The organism is Lentzea sp. NBRC 102530 (assembly GCF_030269365.1).
Taxonomy (GTDB): domain Bacteria; phylum Actinomycetota; class Actinomycetes; order Mycobacteriales; family Pseudonocardiaceae; genus Lentzea.
The window spans coordinates 147,712-162,111 of the sequence record NZ_BSTF01000003.1 but is presented as its reverse complement, the minus strand read 5'-3'; the positions used below and the strand labels follow the sequence as shown (position 1 = coordinate 162,111).

Annotated in this window: 17 protein-coding genes and 1 tRNA gene; 13 read left to right on the top strand and 5 right to left on the bottom strand. The window is 67.9% G+C overall.

Annotated features, from left to right (window positions below; genetic code table 11):
• Window positions 1-21 precede the first annotated feature (21 nt).
• From QSK25_RS08345 to QSK25_RS08325, 5 genes are all read left to right on the top strand, one after another.
• Window positions 22-94: transfer RNA gene (locus QSK25_RS08345), tRNA-Arg, on the top strand.
• Window positions 95-214: 120 nt separating this feature from the next.
• Entirely contained in the window at window positions 215-763 is a 549-nt protein-coding gene (locus QSK25_RS08340) for a hypothetical protein (RefSeq protein ID WP_285635843.1), read from the top strand.
• A gap of 89 nt (window positions 764-852) precedes the next feature.
• The gene (locus tag QSK25_RS08335; protein WP_285635840.1) at window positions 853-1,695 is read left to right on the top strand and encodes an SAM-dependent methyltransferase; all 843 of its coding nucleotides are present in this window, start codon (window positions 853-855) and stop codon (window positions 1,693-1,695) included.
• A gap of 165 nt (window positions 1,696-1,860) precedes the next feature.
• A complete protein-coding gene (locus QSK25_RS08330; protein ID WP_285635838.1) occupies window positions 1,861-2,688 on the top strand; it encodes an SDR family NAD(P)-dependent oxidoreductase in 828 nt (275 codons plus the stop codon).
• 31 nt (window positions 2,689-2,719) lie between these two features.
• The gene (locus QSK25_RS08325) at window positions 2,720-3,046 is read left to right on the top strand and encodes a hypothetical protein (RefSeq protein WP_285635835.1); all 327 of its coding nucleotides are present in this window, start codon (window positions 2,720-2,722) and stop codon (window positions 3,044-3,046) included.
• On the opposite strand, the gene QSK25_RS08320 is transcribed toward QSK25_RS08325, so the two are convergent.
• The gene (locus QSK25_RS08320) at window positions 3,030-3,854 is read right to left on the bottom strand and encodes a serine hydrolase domain-containing protein (RefSeq protein ID WP_285635832.1); all 825 of its coding nucleotides are present in this window, start codon (window positions 3,852-3,854) and stop codon (window positions 3,030-3,032) included. The two genes, QSK25_RS08325 and QSK25_RS08320, sit on opposite strands and share 17 nt — an antisense overlap.
• A 23-nt stretch (window positions 3,855-3,877) precedes the next feature.
• Here QSK25_RS08320 and QSK25_RS08315 point away from each other — a divergent pair, with 23 nt between their 5' ends.
• Window positions 3,878-4,789 (top strand): ribonuclease Z, encoded by a 912-nt coding sequence (locus tag QSK25_RS08315; protein WP_285635829.1) that lies wholly within the window; start codon window positions 3,878-3,880, stop codon window positions 4,787-4,789.
• Here the strand turns inward: QSK25_RS08315 and QSK25_RS08310 are convergent.
• Window positions 4,734-5,543: an NAD-dependent epimerase/dehydratase family protein gene (locus tag QSK25_RS08310; protein WP_285637545.1), complete on the bottom strand. Its 810-nt coding sequence runs from the start codon at window positions 5,541-5,543 to the stop codon at window positions 4,734-4,736. The two genes, QSK25_RS08315 and QSK25_RS08310, sit on opposite strands and share 56 nt — an antisense overlap.
• 114 nt (window positions 5,544-5,657) lie before the next feature.
• Between QSK25_RS08310 and QSK25_RS08305 the strand changes: the two genes are divergently transcribed.
• On the top strand, window positions 5,658-5,867 hold the full coding sequence (locus QSK25_RS08305) for a hypothetical protein (RefSeq protein WP_285635825.1): 210 nt from the start codon (window positions 5,658-5,660) through the stop codon (window positions 5,865-5,867).
• Window positions 5,868-6,026: 159 nt separating this feature from the next.
• On the opposite strand, the gene QSK25_RS08300 is transcribed toward QSK25_RS08305, so the two are convergent.
• Window positions 6,027-6,200 carry a hypothetical protein gene (locus QSK25_RS08300; protein ID WP_285635822.1) on the bottom strand — a complete coding sequence of 58 codons (174 nt, stop codon included), beginning with the start codon at window positions 6,198-6,200 and terminating at the stop codon, window positions 6,027-6,029.
• On the opposite strand from QSK25_RS08300, the gene QSK25_RS08295 reads away from it, so the two are divergent.
• Window positions 6,180-7,472, top strand: a complete 1,293-nt coding sequence (locus tag QSK25_RS08295; RefSeq protein ID WP_285635815.1) for an ATP-grasp domain-containing protein — start codon at window positions 6,180-6,182, stop codon at window positions 7,470-7,472. The genes QSK25_RS08300 and QSK25_RS08295 overlap by 21 nt on opposite strands.
• Before the next feature lie 6 nt (window positions 7,473-7,478).
• Here QSK25_RS08295 and QSK25_RS08290 read toward each other — a convergent pair whose 3' ends face one another.
• Complete coding sequence (locus tag QSK25_RS08290; protein WP_285635809.1) at window positions 7,479-8,237, bottom strand: hypothetical protein; 759 nt, start codon at window positions 8,235-8,237, stop codon at window positions 7,479-7,481.
• Between the two features lie 62 nt (window positions 8,238-8,299).
• Here QSK25_RS08290 and QSK25_RS08285 point away from each other — a divergent pair, with 62 nt between their 5' ends.
• Both QSK25_RS08285 and QSK25_RS08280 read left to right on the top strand, forming a co-directional pair.
• Entirely contained in the window at window positions 8,300-9,505 is a 1,206-nt protein-coding gene (locus tag QSK25_RS08285) for a DNA cytosine methyltransferase (protein ID WP_285635807.1), read from the top strand.
• Window positions 9,506-9,816: 311 nt separating this feature from the next.
• Entirely contained in the window at window positions 9,817-11,025 is a 1,209-nt protein-coding gene (locus tag QSK25_RS08280) for a thioester domain-containing protein (RefSeq protein WP_285635805.1), read from the top strand.
• Window positions 11,026-11,123: 98 nt separating this feature from the next.
• Here the strand turns inward: QSK25_RS08280 and QSK25_RS08275 are convergent, their stop codons facing one another.
• Window positions 11,124-12,440: a BNR-4 repeat-containing protein gene (locus QSK25_RS08275; protein ID WP_285635803.1), complete on the bottom strand. Its 1,317-nt coding sequence runs from the start codon at window positions 12,438-12,440 to the stop codon at window positions 11,124-11,126.
• Between the two features lie 189 nt (window positions 12,441-12,629).
• On the opposite strand from QSK25_RS08275, the gene QSK25_RS08270 reads away from it, so the two are divergent.
• The 3 genes from QSK25_RS08270 (at window position 12,630) to QSK25_RS08260 (ending at window position 14,359) form a co-directional block, all read left to right on the top strand.
• On the top strand, window positions 12,630-12,800 hold the full coding sequence (locus QSK25_RS08270) for an antitoxin (RefSeq protein ID WP_089907918.1): 171 nt from the start codon (window positions 12,630-12,632) through the stop codon (window positions 12,798-12,800).
• Window positions 12,801-12,881: 81 nt separating this feature from the next.
• Window positions 12,882-13,442, top strand: coding sequence for a putative glycolipid-binding domain-containing protein (locus QSK25_RS08265; protein WP_285635798.1), 561 nt, complete (start codon window positions 12,882-12,884; stop codon window positions 13,440-13,442).
• An 83-nt stretch (window positions 13,443-13,525) separates the two neighbouring features.
• Window positions 13,526-14,359 (top strand): helix-turn-helix domain-containing protein, encoded by an 834-nt coding sequence (locus QSK25_RS08260; protein ID WP_285635796.1) that lies wholly within the window; start codon window positions 13,526-13,528, stop codon window positions 14,357-14,359.
• Window positions 14,360-14,400: the final 41 nt, after the last annotated feature.

Below are 14,400 nucleotides of genomic sequence, written 5' to 3'. Positions count from 1 at the left end.
TCGGTTACAATTGAATAGTCTGCGCTCGTAGCTCAACGGATAGAGCATCTGACTACGGATCAGAAGGTTACAGGTTCGAATCCTGTCGAGCGCGCTGCAAGCCCCGCACAGACTCCGGTCGGTGCGGGGTTTTTCGTTGTGCGGCAGGCGCGCACGTCCGGTGTTGTTCAGATCACCTTCGCTGTTGGTGCTCCGAGCGTCTCGCCTCGGTGGCGTGAACGTCGAATTGCCGGGCTGCCGCGCCGAAATGGAGTGGGCTGCGGCTGAAACAGCGGTGATGATGGCCCGCGTGGCCCCGTGTTTCGACATCTACGTCCGCCTGCCGCACCTGGACCGCCCCGCGGTGGAGGCCTTTCTGGAACGGCACGTGCCGTCCTGGCGAGAGCCGGATGCGTGGCTGTCCGAAGGTGCCGGCGAAATCCTGGAGGCCGGCCTCAGCGGTTCCTGCTCCGGCGAGGTGCTGTACAGCCGCGGCTCGAAGGGCCTCGTCCCGCCGGAACTGGAGTTCGTGATCGTCGCGTTCCAGCGGGATGACGGGGTGGTGCTGGGAGTCTCGATCGACATCGCCGTGGACCAGGATGCGGCGGCGCTCGTGGCCGACCGCTGGCTCACCCGCCTGCCGGCCGAAACCGGGGCGGCACAGGCGTTCTTCCAGGCCGAGGAACCTCCGCCGCTCTCCGATGCCGAGTGGCGGGAAGCGGTGGAAAGGGCCTACGGCGTGACCGGGTCCGGGCCGCGACCGGGATCGTGGACAACTGGTTGAACAGGACACTAGCGTGGGGAATCGTCGGCCTGAGCCACCTCGCGCCGACGAATCGCCCGTGTCGGAGCCCAACGAAAGGCCGGGTTTTGGTGAACACCACTGTCGAGCAACAGGTCCGCGAGTACTACAACCACGCAGGGCCCGCCTACCACGCGCTCATGGGGCAGTTCTGGCACCACGGGGACCTGGCGGCCGACCGGGCGGGACTGTCGCCCGAGGACGCCGCGAAGGCGTTGGCGCGCAAGCAGGTCGACGCCGCCGGTCTGCGGCCCGGCGACACCGGGCTCGACTTCGGCAGCGGGGTCGGCGGCACGGCCGTCTACACCGCGGAGATCTCCGGCGCGAACGTCGTCGGCATCTCCAACAACGAGTGGCTTTCGGCTCAGGCGAGGCAGTACGCGGCCGAGCACGGCCTCAGCCATCAGGCCGTGTTCCTGACGGTCGGCGACGAGGACTACAAGACGCTCACGCCCTGGCCCACGAACTCGCTCGACATGGTCAGCTTCTACGAGTCGGTGTGCCACCTGCCCGACAAGGCGGCCTTCTTCGCGGCCGCGTTCCGGGTGCTCAAGCCCGGCGCTGCGCTCATCGGGGTCGACTGGATCCGCCGTCCGTTCGGGGAGTACCAGACCGAGGAGCAGATCGCGCCGTTCATCGGGCCCGTCGAGGAGGTCATCTCCATCCCGCAGCTCGGGACGTTGGACGAGTACCGCGAGATGATGTCGGCTTCCGGCTTCATCATCGAGGCTGCCGAGGACCTCTTCCCGGACGTCGAGTGCTGGGGCAGCACGCCTCCGGACGACGGGCAGGGCTGGGGCGAGTACGAGGGCGAGCAGAACACCGTGATCCACGACGGCAAGCGGGTGCTCGACGCCGCGCGGGCCGCCGGGGTGTTCTCGGTGGCGCGGTGGGTCGCGCGCAAGCCCGGCTAGAGCTTCTACTGCGAACGGGTCTGGCTCGCAATCGATTCCACAGTGGTTGATCTGCGGAAACGGGGCGAGACCGGTCGTCGTGCCGCGTACGCCGTTCGGCGCGGACAGCGGTCGTTCACCGACGCGACGGGCCGTTCGCACCGCCGGGATCGCCATCATCGACGGATGGCGATTCTGGCGGGCAAGGCCGTGGTCATCACCGGCGCCGGGCAGGGTTTGGGGCGGGCGTTCGCGATGCACGCGGCGGCTGCCGGGGCCGCGTGCGTGATCAACGACCTCTGCGAGCCGCTCGCCCGGCAGGTCGCCGACCTCATCACGCTCATGGGTGGCAAGGCCGTCGTCAGCGCGGGCAGCGTCGCGGACCCCGACCAGGCCGAGGCGGTGGTCGACACCTGCACGGCGGCGTTCGGCCGCATCGACGGGCTCGTCAACAACGCCGGCATCCGCTACCAGGCCGAACTCGGCCACGACGACCCCACCAGGATCCGCGAGCTGATCGAGGTCAACGTCCTCGGCACCCTCTTCTGCACCAATGCGGCGGTCCGGAGCATGCGCGGCGGCTCGATCGTCAACCTCGGGTCGGTCGCGATGGTCGGCCAGCCGACCGCGCTGACCTACTCCGCCTCCAAAGGTGCCGTGGCGAGCATCACGGCCGGGGCGGCGGCCGAGCTGCACGACAAGGGCGTCCGGGTCAACGCCGTGTGCCCGGTCGCCTGGACGCAGATGGCCGCCGCCGACCCGAAAGCCGTCCCTAGCGGGCCGCCCGAGACGATCGCGCCGCTGGTCACGTACCTGCTGAGCGACCGCGCGGCCAAGGTCACCGGGCAGCTCATCCGGTTCGCGCACGGCAGGTTGCACGTCATGGGGCAGACCTCGCCGCTGGACCCGGTCCTCGAACGGGAGGTCTGGGACGTCGACGACATCGCCGACGCCTTCGAGGAGCGGATCGAGCAGGAGGACCCGGCCTGGGTCCGATGGGGTGTCGGAAGGTGACGGGCGCCTGATCAACAGGCAGAGTGGCGGCGTGGAGCAGCGGGAGATCATGCAGCGGGCGCTCGGCGTCCTCACGCTCACCTACGACGGCGCCGGCTCGAACGACTACCTGCGGATGGCGCTGAAGTCGTTGCAGGAGGGCGTGTTCAGCTACGAGGTGAAGGTCGACGGCGAGCTGAACGAGGCGGGCGCGCAGGCCCTCAAGCAGGCGATGGACCAGGTCCTGTCGCAGTTCGGCTGGTTCACCGCGGGCCTGCTCTACGCCTTCCACGGCGTCGCGCAGGCCTACGAGAACGACTACGAGGAGGCCGACGTGCAGGAGATCCTGCGCCAGCTCGCCCTCAGGCTCGCCGACTGACCAGTTCGGCGCGGACGCCGTCGGAGAACGGCGTCCACGCCTGCACCGCCCACGGCCCGAACCGCAGGTCGGTCAACGCCACGCAGGCCGCCGAGATCGTCGGGTCGACCCACAGGAACGTCCCGGACTGCCCGAAGTGGCCGAAGGTCGAGGCCGAGAAGGAATCGCCCGTCCAGTGCGGTGACTTCGAGGCGCGGATCTCGAAACCGAGCCCCCAGTCGTTCGGCTTCTGCATTCCGTAACCGGGCAGCACGCCGTTCAGATCGGGGAAGACCACCGAAGTCGCCCGAGAAACGAGCTCGACCGAAACCAGCTGCGGCGACAACAGCTCGGCGGCGAACAACGCCAGGTCAGCGGCACTGGACTCGGCACCGGCCCCCGCTGAACCGACCAACGCCGACGATGTCATGCCCAACGGCTCGAAAACGGCCTCGTGCAGATAGGTCGCGAACGGCATCTCGCACGCCTCGCTCACAAAAGAAGCCAGGACGTCGAACCCGGCGTTCGAATAAATGCGCCGCGTACCCGGAGCGGCCTGCACCTCGGCCTTGTCGAACGCGTACCCGGCGGTGTGCGAGATCAAATGCCGCACGGTCGCACCCTCGGGCCCCGCCGGCTGGTCCCACTCGACCGCACCCTCCTCCACGGCCACCAGCACCGCGTACGAGGTCAGCAGCTTCGTCACCGACGCCAGCGGGAACACGCGCCGCTGATCGCCCAGCGAGCCCACCACGCCCTCGCCGGCCGCCACCACGGCCACGGCGACGTTCTCGACAGGCCAAGTCGACGCAACTTCCACGCTCCGCATGGGACAGACGTTAACGTCAGGGGGTGACAGTCCGGGAACTGATCGTCCTGGGAACGGCCAGCCAGGTCCCGACCCGCCAGCGCAACCACAACGGCTATCTGCTCAGGTGGGACGGCGAGGGCTTCCTCTTCGACCCGGGCGACGGCAGCCAGCGCCAGCTGCTCAGATCAGGTGCGGCGGCGAGCGACATCACCCGGATCTGCATCACCCACTTCCACGGCGACCACTGCCTGGGCGTCCCCGGCATCGTGCAGCGGCTGTCCCTCGACCGCGTCCCGCACACCGTGCACGCCCACTACCCGGCCTCGGGCGCCCACTTCTTCGAACGCCTCCGCTACGCCAGCGCGTTCTACGACGCGGCGGACATCAAGGAGGTGCCGGTCACCGACGACGGCGAGATCGCCAACGGCAAGTTCGGCAGGCTGGAGGCCTACGAGCTCGACCACGGCATCGACAGCTTCGGCTACCGCCTGACCGAGCCGGACGGCCACCGCATGTTGCCCGAGAAGCTCGCGGAACACGGCATCCAGGGCCCGCAGGTCCGCACGTTGCAGCAGCAGGGCGAGTTCAACGGCGTGAGGCTCGAGGACGTCAGCGAACCCCGCAAGGGCCAGCGGTTCGCGTTCGTGATGGACACCAGGCTCTGCGACAACGTCTTCGAGCTCGCCGACAACGCCGACATGCTCGTGATCGAGTCGACCTACCTCGCCCGCGACACGAAGCTCGCGGGCGACCACGGCCACCTCACCGCCCAGCAGGCCGCCCGCGTCGCACGGGACTGCCGGGTCCGCAAGCTCGTGCTGACCCACTTCAGCCAGCGCTACGAGGATCCCGCCGAGTTCCACGCCGAGGCCGCCGCCGAGTTCGACGGCGAGATCGTCATCGCGAAGGACCTGGACCGGGTTCCGGTGCCGAAGCGCGCCACTGGTCGGTGACGATCTCCTCCAGCGACGGGAAACGGGGCTCCCAGCCCAGCGCCCGCAGCCGCGACGTGTCCGCCCGCAGCGAGCGGACCTCGCCGGGGTTCGCGGGCTTCCAGGTCACGTCCACGGCCCGCCCGGTCACCGCCTCGACGGTGTCCAGCACGTCCCGCACCGACGCGGCCGTCCCGCCGACGTTGTAGACCGACGACGTGCCGACCTCGCACGCCTCCAGCGCCACGACGAACGCGGCGGCGACGTCGCGCACGTGCACGAACTCGCGCACCGCGCCGCCGTCTCCGTAGACCTCCATGCCGGGCACGGTCCCGGCGGCGCACGCGACGGCCCGGGTGATCACCCGACTGGTGTCGGTGTCACCACCTCCAGCGACGTTGAACAAACGGAGAGTGGTCGCCCCGATCCGTCCCGACCTCGCCGTCCACGCCACCAACTCCTCGGCGGCGGCCTTCGTCGCGGCGTACGGGGACGAGGGCTCCAGGGGTGAGTCCTCGGTCAGCACGTCTGCGGAGGGGCGGTACACCCCACCGGTCGAAGCGAGCAGGAATCGCTGCCCCTTCAACGCCTTCAGCGTGTTGAGCGTCCCGCCGACGTTCGTCTCGTAGTACGAAACCGGGTCATGGAACGACTCCCGAACGCGGGCCGCCGCGGCCAGGTGGACGACGGCGTCGACGCCCTCGACTTCGACCGGTTGGGACAGGCGCCGACTCCACGCAACAGGTTCATGACCGTGAACCCGCAGCTCACGCACTACCTCGCGGCCCACATACCCGGTGGCGCCGGTCACCAGAACTCGCACGAGTTGACCCTAAAGGTCGACGCCGACCGCGCCGATAACACCCAAGTGAGTTACCCCCATCGCGCTGTGCACACGAGCATCGCCGGACTCCTGCACGATCACGCCGTGCACGAGTTCAAGCGGCAGGAGTTCCTGCGCAACGTGGCTGAGATCGTGGGAGCCGCACCCGCACCCCAGCCCGCAGAGCTCACGGCGCCGCTGCCGCCGATCAACCCGAAGCGCAGCTTCCTCAACCGCGTTGACCAGGTCCTCCGGGACGCGGCACGCTCGCTCTGAGCAGCGAGATCATCAGCAGTTCCTCTTGAGAGCGGGCTTGAGCCGACAGGCCCGCAGCAAGATTCATCCGGCCGTTGCCGGACCGTGCTTCGACACACATACCGGGTGGCTCTACGCTACGCGCTACCCGGCATTCGCCGGTCACGTCCTCCGCTTCTCTTAAGCGAGTTTTCGGCGATGAATCATGTCCTCACCGCGCTCAACGAGCGCCTCGGCAAGTTGTTCGGTGACCGGCTGGTAGTGCTGGCCGGTGGCACCCGTCTGGCTAAGCGCGCACAGGAGCTTCATACGCTCGGCGCTCGCCATACGCTCGTGCTCGATACCGACGATCACGCGCCGCTGCATGATTCGCAGATCGCCCGCTGGGTCTCGCTGGGCATCAAGGGCAGCCTGGTCGCGGTCGAGCAGCGCCGTCTCGGCAAGCTGCTGACCAAGCCGGGCGCCGAGGTGAAGGCGATCCTGGGCGAGTTCGACGCGCAGCGCGAGGCCGTCGTGATCAGCACGCCCTACAACGAGATCAGCGAGTTCCAGGGCCGTCCGGTGATCAACGCCCGCGAGCACGACTGGGTCACCCTGGAGAACAAGACCACCATCGACGCGCTCTGGGACGAGCTCAGCGCTCGCCGCGCGCCCGCGATGGTGTTCGACCTCGACTTCGAACGCCTCTGGGGCGCCTCGGAGATGCTGGACCGCGGTGCCGGCGTCGTCTGGTCCGGTGACGGCCCCGCGATCAACGGCGGTGCCAACTTCGTGCGCCGCGTGCGGTCGTACGAGGAGGCCAAGGAAGCCTTCGACGTGCTCGCGCCCAAGTGCGACCAGGTCCGCGTCATGCCGTTCCTGGAAGGCATCCCGGTGAGCGTGCACGGCATCGTCTTCCCGGACGGCACCGCGGTGCTGCGCCCGATCGAGATGGTCGTGCCGCGCCGCCAGGGCCAGGCCAAGTTCCTCTACGCGGGCTGCGCGTCGTTCTACGACCCGCCCGTGTGGATCCGCGACGAGATGCGCAACCTGGCCCGCCGCGTCGGCGAGCACCTGCGCGGCACCGTCGGCTACCGCGGCACGTTCACGCTCGACGGGATCGCGACCGAGGACGGCTTCCTGCCGACCGAGATCAACACCCGCTACGGCGGCGCGATGGTGTGCTTCGAGGACGCCGTCCCGACCCTGCCGCTCGCGCTCGTCCAGGTCGCCCTGGTGGCGGGCTGGGACCTCGGCATCTCGTCGATGGAGTTCGAGGAGCTCGTGCTGCAGGCCGCGGACAACCACCGCGCCGGTGCCGTGGGCGCCAACGTCCGCGCCGTGCAGCCGACCGAGGTCGACGAGCGCCGGGTGGTCTTCACGGGCTGGGCGTGCCGCCTCGCGCACGCCGACGAGCCCGCGCAGGCGACGCTGAGGTTGTCGCCGTCGCCGATCGGTGGCCGCCTCGACCTCGACCTGCACCGCGAGAACATGCCGGTGGGTGCTCCGGTGGCCGCGCTGACGGTCGCCGCGTTCGCGCTGGCCGACCAGGAGTGGGGGACGGGCCTCGGTGCCCTGGAGCCCGCCATCGCGGTCGAGGACACCGTTCCGGTGGAGGAGACCTTCGAAGAGGCCGTGATCGCCTAGAAGGCGTTACCAGGCGCCCTCGTCGCCGTACGCGGAGACGAGGGCCGACCGGTAGCCCAGCAGGGCGGCGGTGACCTCACGGGGCTGGTGCGCGGGCCGCACCAGCCCTTCGCCGAGCACCTTCGGCAGGTCCACGCCCAGTGAGTCGGGCTCGTCCTTCAGCAGCGCCACCGCGATCTCCGCGGCGTCCGCGAGCATCTCCTCGCCCGGCAGCTCGACCATCTCGTTCATGAGCCCGACGACGAACGACGGCAGCTTCTCCGGCACCGCGCAGGCGAGCGCGACGAGGCACGCGACCCGTTCCGACGCCAGCGCCTCGAAGATCTTCGGCGCGCCCTGGGCGACGGCGTGGCGGGTCTGCGTCAGCCAGTCCGGCGCGGTGCGCGGCAGCTCGCGGCCGAGCGCGTTCCAGCGGCGGTGCGTGCGCCGTCCGTCCTCGGTGAACCCCTTGCCCGCCAACGCCATGGCGGCCAGCAGGAAGATCACCCGGTCCCGCACGTCGCCGGCGACCTTGTAGGACGCCCCCAGTTCCACCAGGAACGGCACGGCGCAGAAAGAGGCCTCCGACACCGTGTCGTCGGTCAGCAGCCGTTCTGCGAGCGATGAGAGCGCATCCAGGCGCACGTCCGCGTTCGGGTCCATCAGGGAGCGCAGCAGCCGGGGCACGCGACCGGCGCCACCCCGGCCGTCGTAGACCTCGGTCCAGGAAATCCTGTCGAGGCCGCGCAACGGGTCGGGCCGTTGCCAGGCGCGCGGCAGCTCCATAGGCGGGAAAGGTACGGGATGGCAGGGAAACCTCCTCGGCGCCTCGCCCGTACGATCTCGCCGTGTCCTTCTCGGTGGCCGACATCTTCTCGGGGGCGGGCGGCATGAGCTTCGGCTTCCACGCCCACCGCGACTTCCGGGTGGTCGGTGCCGCCGATGCGCAGATCGGCAAGCCGAGCTCGAAGCTGGGTTCGTTGCGCTGCAACGACACCTACCGCGTGAACATCGGTGTCGACCCGCTGGAGGTCGACCTCGGCAGGGTCTCGCCCGCCGCGTTGCGCGAGGTGTGGGGCCTGCGCCGCGGCGAACTGGACGTGCTGCTGGCGTGCCCGCCGTGCTCGGGCTTCAGCCGGATCAGCTCCCTGAACCACCTGCGCGACGACCCGCGCAACTCGCTGGTCGGCCGGATCGCGGTGTACGCGCAGGAGTTGCGCCCCAAGGTCGTGCTGATGGAGAACGCCCGCGAGCTCGTCAAGGGCAAGCAGCGGCACCACTTCAACAGCCTCGCCGAGGAGCTCACCCGAATCGGGTACTCCGTCTGGGGCGGCACGCACATGCTCTCGAAGTTCGGCCTGCCGCAACTGCGCGAGCGGACCCTGATGGTCGCGGTCGACGGCGGCCTGCCGCTGCTGACCTTGGACGACCTGTGGGAGGGCCGGGTGATCCGCCCGTCCGCGACCACGGTCCGCAGGGCCATCGGCAAGCTCCCCGCCGTGGAGGCGGGCGTGGCCGACCAGGAAGACCCCATTCACGTCTCGCCGACCTTTTCCCAGGACCGCAGCCTCGAAAGAATGCGGGCGATTCCGGCGAACGGCGGATCGTGGGCTGATCTGCTCCGCTCACCCGAGACCGCCGAGTTGTTGAATCCTGCACAACGCAAGATCGTCGAACAGCAGAACTGGGGTTCCCACCCCGACGTCTACGGCCGGATGTGGTGGGACGAACCGGCCCGGACGATCAAGCGGGAATGCGGGCACGTCGGCAACGGGCGTTATGCCCACCCCGTCCAGCACCGCCTGTGCACGGTCCGCGAGATGGCACTCCTGCAAGGGTTTCCGCGCCAGTTCCGCTTCGACGTCTCGATTCTCGGGAACGCCTACCGGCATGTCGGCGACGCCGTTCCGCCGCTCATCGCCTACCAGTTGGCCGGGTTGACCCGGTGGATTCTCACCGGCGACCGCCCGGAGCCCCGCGAGATGTGCCTGCGCGGCACCTCCTTGCGTCCGGGTGACATTCGTCCTACCGAAGTCGCCGAATTGGTCGCGTAGTCGGTTGAACCCCTAACGGTGATCATCCGTAGCGGGTTGCCCCCATTGGTAACTGTTCGGCAACGAATTTAACGTCACCTGACGGAATGAATGCATCGCAGCCCTATCCACTGTGGACACCCTGAGTATGTTTTGGCTGCTCACACATAGTGGGTGATGCTCACCTCACCTCACTCATACGTGTGTCACCCCATCGGCTAACGTCCCGATCGCTTCCTGTCGGTTCTGTGTCGCTGTCGACGAGCCGACCGTCCCGACGGATGACTGACTTCCCGCCGCGTTCGGGCTAACTTCAGTGAGCAAGGAGACCCATGGCTTCCCGGTTCAGGATCGGCACCGCGCTGCTAGGTGCCGCCGCCGCCCTTACGTTCTCGGCTCTGCCGGCCCACGCCGAGGTCAAGATCACGCCCGACCGCGGTGGTCAGGAGCAGGGTCACGACGTGCACCTCAAGTCGTCCGACCCGGAGCCGAAGTTCAAGAAGGAGACCACCTGGGTCATCAAGCTCCGCATCGAGGACGACAAGGACCGCTCCAACGTCCTCGCGTACTGCGTCGAGCTGCCGACCCCGCTCAAGGACGGCGACGTCCTCAAGGAAGTGCCCTGGAAGGACCACCCGGGCAGCGGCACCAAGTTCAAGGAGAACGCGGGCAAGATCCTCTGGATCCTGAACCGCTCCTACCCGAACAAGCCGGTGAAGGAGGTCCGCGACGCCTTCAAGGTCAAGGACCTCGACAAGCAGGACGTCATCGCCGCCACGCAGGCCGCGCTCTGGCACTTCTCCGACAACTTCGGCCTGGACGTCGACAACAAGCAGAACGACCCCCAGGTCGTCGAGCTCTACAAGAAGTTCGTCGCTGAGGCCACCTCGGAGGAGGAGGTCAAGCCGACCCTGTCGATCGACCCCACGTCCCTCGACGGCAAGCCCGGCCAGAAGCTCGGCCCGTTCACGGTCAAGACCACCGCGACCGAGGTCAAGCTGACCGGCAACCTGCCCGCCGGCGTCACGATCGTCGACAAGAACGGCACCCCGCTCGAGGTCAAGCAGAAGGCCGACGGCCTCTCGATCAAGGGCCTCGAGAACGTCACCGAGTTCTACGTGAACGTCCCCGAGGGCACGGCCGACGGTGAGGCCAGCTTCAAGCTCTCGGCCCAGGCCGACATCGCGGTGGGTCGCCTGTTCGTCGCCAGCAACGGCGACAACACGAAGTCCGCGCAGTCGCTCGTCGTCGCGCAGCCGCAGAAGGCCAAGGTCGAGAAGGAGGCCAAGGCGTCCTGGAAGGCCGGCGTCGTCCCGACGACCACGACCACGACGACCACCGCCACCACGACCACCACGACGCCGGAGACCACCACGCCGGCCACCTCCACCACCCCGGCCAACCCGGCTCCGGGTGGCGGCGAGGACGACCTGGCCTCGACCGGTGCGTCCATCCTGTGGCCGCTGCTCGGCGGTCTGGTCCTCGTCGGCGCCGGTGTCGGTGCGCTGTTCGTGGTCCGTCGCAAGAAGGCCGGCCTCTGATCTGAGGATCTGAGCTAGTCGGCCCCCAAGACGAACGCCCCCTGGTTCCGCGCCGGAGCAGGGGGCGTTTGCCTTTTCTCAGAACGTTCTGCGACGACCTACCAGCGGCTCTTCACGCCCGCCACGGAGATGTCGCCGTCGGCGATCGCGGCGTCCCGGGCGGACGACGCGCCGGAGAAGATCGCGCGGGCAGGGTCGCGGAAGTTCTCCACGACCTCGACGCGCTGCACCGGCTTGGCCGTCGGGATGACGGTCTCCGGCGACCAGAAACGGCCCAGCCGCACCAGATACGTGTTCACGTTCGGCTTGCCGTCCTCGGTGGCGTAGACGCGCCACGTGAACAGGTCGACCTTCTCGACCTCACGGGTGCGCAGACCCCGTGCGACCTCCTTGGTCTCCCACCTGCGACCGTTCCAGACGGACAGGAAGTTGTGCAGCGGGCCACCGGCCTCGTCGCCCATGAACCACAGCACGAACGGCTGCCCCAGGGTCGAGCCGACCTGCTGGATGTAGTCGGGCGACTTCACGTTGTTCGGCAGCGTCAGCGGGGTCTCCGCGATCTTCAGGTGCCTCTCCTGGTCGGCGTCGTCGATCTGGGTGCCCAGGTCCTTGCCGGACGCCGCGTAGAAGTGCCGGTTCTGCGGGTTGAACCACGTGTAGTACATGTTGCGGTGGTAGCGGTCGTGCTTGTTGCCCTCCGGGCCACCGCCGGCGAGCGTGTAGGCGATCAGCACGCGGCCGTCGTCCTCCTGGCGGAGCTGACCGATGTAGATCTCGTTCATGTTGTCCGCGCGGGCGGTCGAGCCGATCGCGAAGCGGTCACCGGTCAGTTCCGTGGAGGTCTTCCACGTCTTGCCGTTGTCCTTGGACACCACGTAGAGCATCGGGCGCGTGTCGGTCGGCGTCGTGCCGTCGAGGTCACGCGTCGTCTCGCGGTAGAACACGTAGATCGTGCCGTCACGCGTGACGAACGGCATCGGGTACGTGGCCGCGTTCTTCGAGAGGAGCGTCTCTTCCCACACGCCGTCGGCCGAGTTGGGCTGCGGCGAACGGGACATGCGCAACTCGACGTTGTGCATGCCTCGGAAGATCAGCAGGTGCCCGTCCCGGGCCTGGACCATGGTCGGGTAGTTGTGCGTGTCGTTGGCGCCGTCCGCGATGCGGTTGGGCGTGGACCACGTGGACTTGCGGTGGTCGTACGTCTGGACGTAGCTGTCCTCGTACTGGCCTGCCCACGAGATGAACGTCTTGTTCACCTTCTTGTCGTAGACACCGCCTGCGACCGGACGCCGGTCACTGCGGGCCGCGACGGACGAGGCCGTGGTCGTCACCGTGAACTTCGCGTTCCCCTGTACGTCGGCCGTGGCGTTGGCCGGGGAGACCGCGACGAGCGGCAACAGCAGCACTGCGGACATAACTCCACGCAGGAGCCGTGTCATCGAACTTCCTCCTGGTTCTGACCGCGACGGCGGCCGACCCAGGCGGCGGTATCGACATCCTCGTTGTCACCCAGCCAACTTGTCCAGGCACAGTTAGCGTGATCGCTGGCTATCAACACGCGGGGCCTACTCGGGTACCCTGCGTCAGGAGTGAAGGAGCAGGACATGAACTTCGACGAGATCAAGAACAAGGCCCTCGACCTCGCTGAGCAGAACCACGAGAAGGTCGACCAGGGCATCGATGCCGCGGCGGACTTCGTCGCAGGCAAGTTCGGTCACGAAGAGCAGGTCGACTCGGTTGCCGAGAAGATCAAGGACATCCTTCCAGGTGGATGAGTGAACTCCTTCAACGCCACTGACGCAGGGCGGGTCACCTCTTCCGGAGAGACCCGCTCTCCTTCTGCCCGCAGGCCAGAGATGATCACCTGGCAGGGCATCCACGAGCCACGGCTCGAGCAGGTCCGCCTGCTCCTCTCCAGCGACCAGCGCCTGCGTGCGTCCGGCCGGCTGGTGGCCGCAGGCCCCGACGAGCAGTTCAACGCCTCCTTCGAGGTGTCGGTCGGCGAGAGCGGCCAGGTCAACCGCCTGTTGCTGCGCACCGCCACCGTTCTCGAGGAACGCCAGTGCTCGCTGTCGCGCACCGAGGACGGCGCCTGGCTGTGCGACCACGGCCAGGGCAGCAAGCGCGAGACGTTCAACGGCGCACTCGACGTCGACGTCCAGTTCGCCGTGCTGTTCAACGCCATCCCGATCAGGCGGTTGGGCCTGCACCGCGAACCGGGCGAGCACGCGCTGCCCGTCGTCCGCGTGTCGCTGCCCGACCTGTCGGTGAAGGCCGTCACCCAGACGTACAAGACGGTGTCCGTGGGGGACGACGTCTCGGTGGTGCGGTTCAAGAGCGGCGGCTTCGAGCAGAACATCAAGGTCGACCCGAACGGGCTCGTCCTCGAGTACCCGCTCATCTCGAAGCGGATTTAGAAGGCTTCCAAGAAGTACTTCCTTCGTGGCGAGTCGCATCCAAACGATGGAAGAGCACGGTTCTGGGGTTCTAGCGTCCGGCCATGCCGAAAAGACATTCGAGCGTGGTCGGCCGCTCCTTCGGTGATGGCGTTCGCGACGCCGTCCACGCTGCCGGGATGACCCAGAGGCAGGCCGCTGAGCGGGTCGGCTGGGAAGAGGCCAAGGTCTCCGACCTGGTCAACGGCAAGGGCGGGGTCACCGAGGTCGAGCTGGCGTTGCTGCTCGGCCTCTGCCACACCCCGCCGGACGAGGTGCACCGCCTGCTCGCCCTCTACCGCGAGTCCCGCGAAAAGGGCTATCTCCAGTTCGTCGGGGTTGACGCCCTGAGTCCACAGCGCACCCTGTCGGCGGAGGAGCGCTACGCCAACGACCTCGTGGTGTGGTCGCTGAACCTCATCCCAGGCCTCTTGCAGATCGCCGACTACACAAGGGCTTTGTACGAACGATCGGTTCCAGGAGCCGATCCGTTCGACATCGAGGCGGAGATCAAGGAAAGGCTCGCGCGCCAAGCCATCTTCCACCGCAGCCGAGAGTTCGTCTTCTACATCCACGAGAACGCCCTTCGGCTTCCAGTCGGCGGTCAGGACGTGATGAAGGAGCAGTTGCTTCACATCCTGGGGATGTCCGTCCGGCCGTACGTCACCGTCCGCGTCGTGCCCGTCGAGGCCGGCGCCCATCCGGGTGCGGCGGGCTCGTTCACGCGACTCAAGTACGACAAGCTCAAGCCGGTGATCTCCGCCGAAGCCAGCCGAGCGGGTCTGTTCCTCGACGACGACGAGAGCGTCGCCTACTTCCACCGCGTGGTGGAGGGTCTCGATCAACTGGCCTTCGACGAGGAGCAGTCGAGAAGGCTGATCAGCAGCCTCCTGCCCTGAGTCGTCGGAAATTGTCAGACCTCCTTGGGACGATTGGAGTG

Excerpts from the sequence above, each read along its gene's own strand:
- QSK25_RS08275 (WP_285635803.1), bottom strand. The coding sequence starts at position 12,440 with ATGTCCGCAGTGCTGCTGTTGCCGCTCGTCGCGGTCTCCCCGGCCAAC.
- QSK25_RS08290 (WP_285635809.1), bottom strand. The coding sequence starts at position 8,237 with ATGGAGCTGCCGCGCGCCTGGCAACGGCCCGACCCGTTGCGCGGCCTC.
- QSK25_RS08330 (WP_285635838.1), top strand. The coding sequence starts at position 1,861 with ATGGCGATTCTGGCGGGCAAGGCCGTGGTCATCACCGGCGCCGGGCAG.
- QSK25_RS08265 (WP_285635798.1), top strand. The coding sequence starts at position 12,882 with ATGATCACCTGGCAGGGCATCCACGAGCCACGGCTCGAGCAGGTCCGC.
- QSK25_RS08320 (WP_285635832.1), bottom strand. The coding sequence starts at position 3,854 with ATGCGGAGCGTGGAAGTTGCGTCGACTTGGCCTGTCGAGAACGTCGCC.
- QSK25_RS08280 (WP_285635805.1), top strand. The coding sequence starts at position 9,817 with ATGGCTTCCCGGTTCAGGATCGGCACCGCGCTGCTAGGTGCCGCCGCC.
- QSK25_RS08270 (WP_089907918.1), top strand. The coding sequence starts at position 12,630 with ATGAACTTCGACGAGATCAAGAACAAGGCCCTCGACCTCGCTGAGCAG.
- QSK25_RS08260 (WP_285635796.1), top strand. The coding sequence starts at position 13,526 with ATGCCGAAAAGACATTCGAGCGTGGTCGGCCGCTCCTTCGGTGATGGC.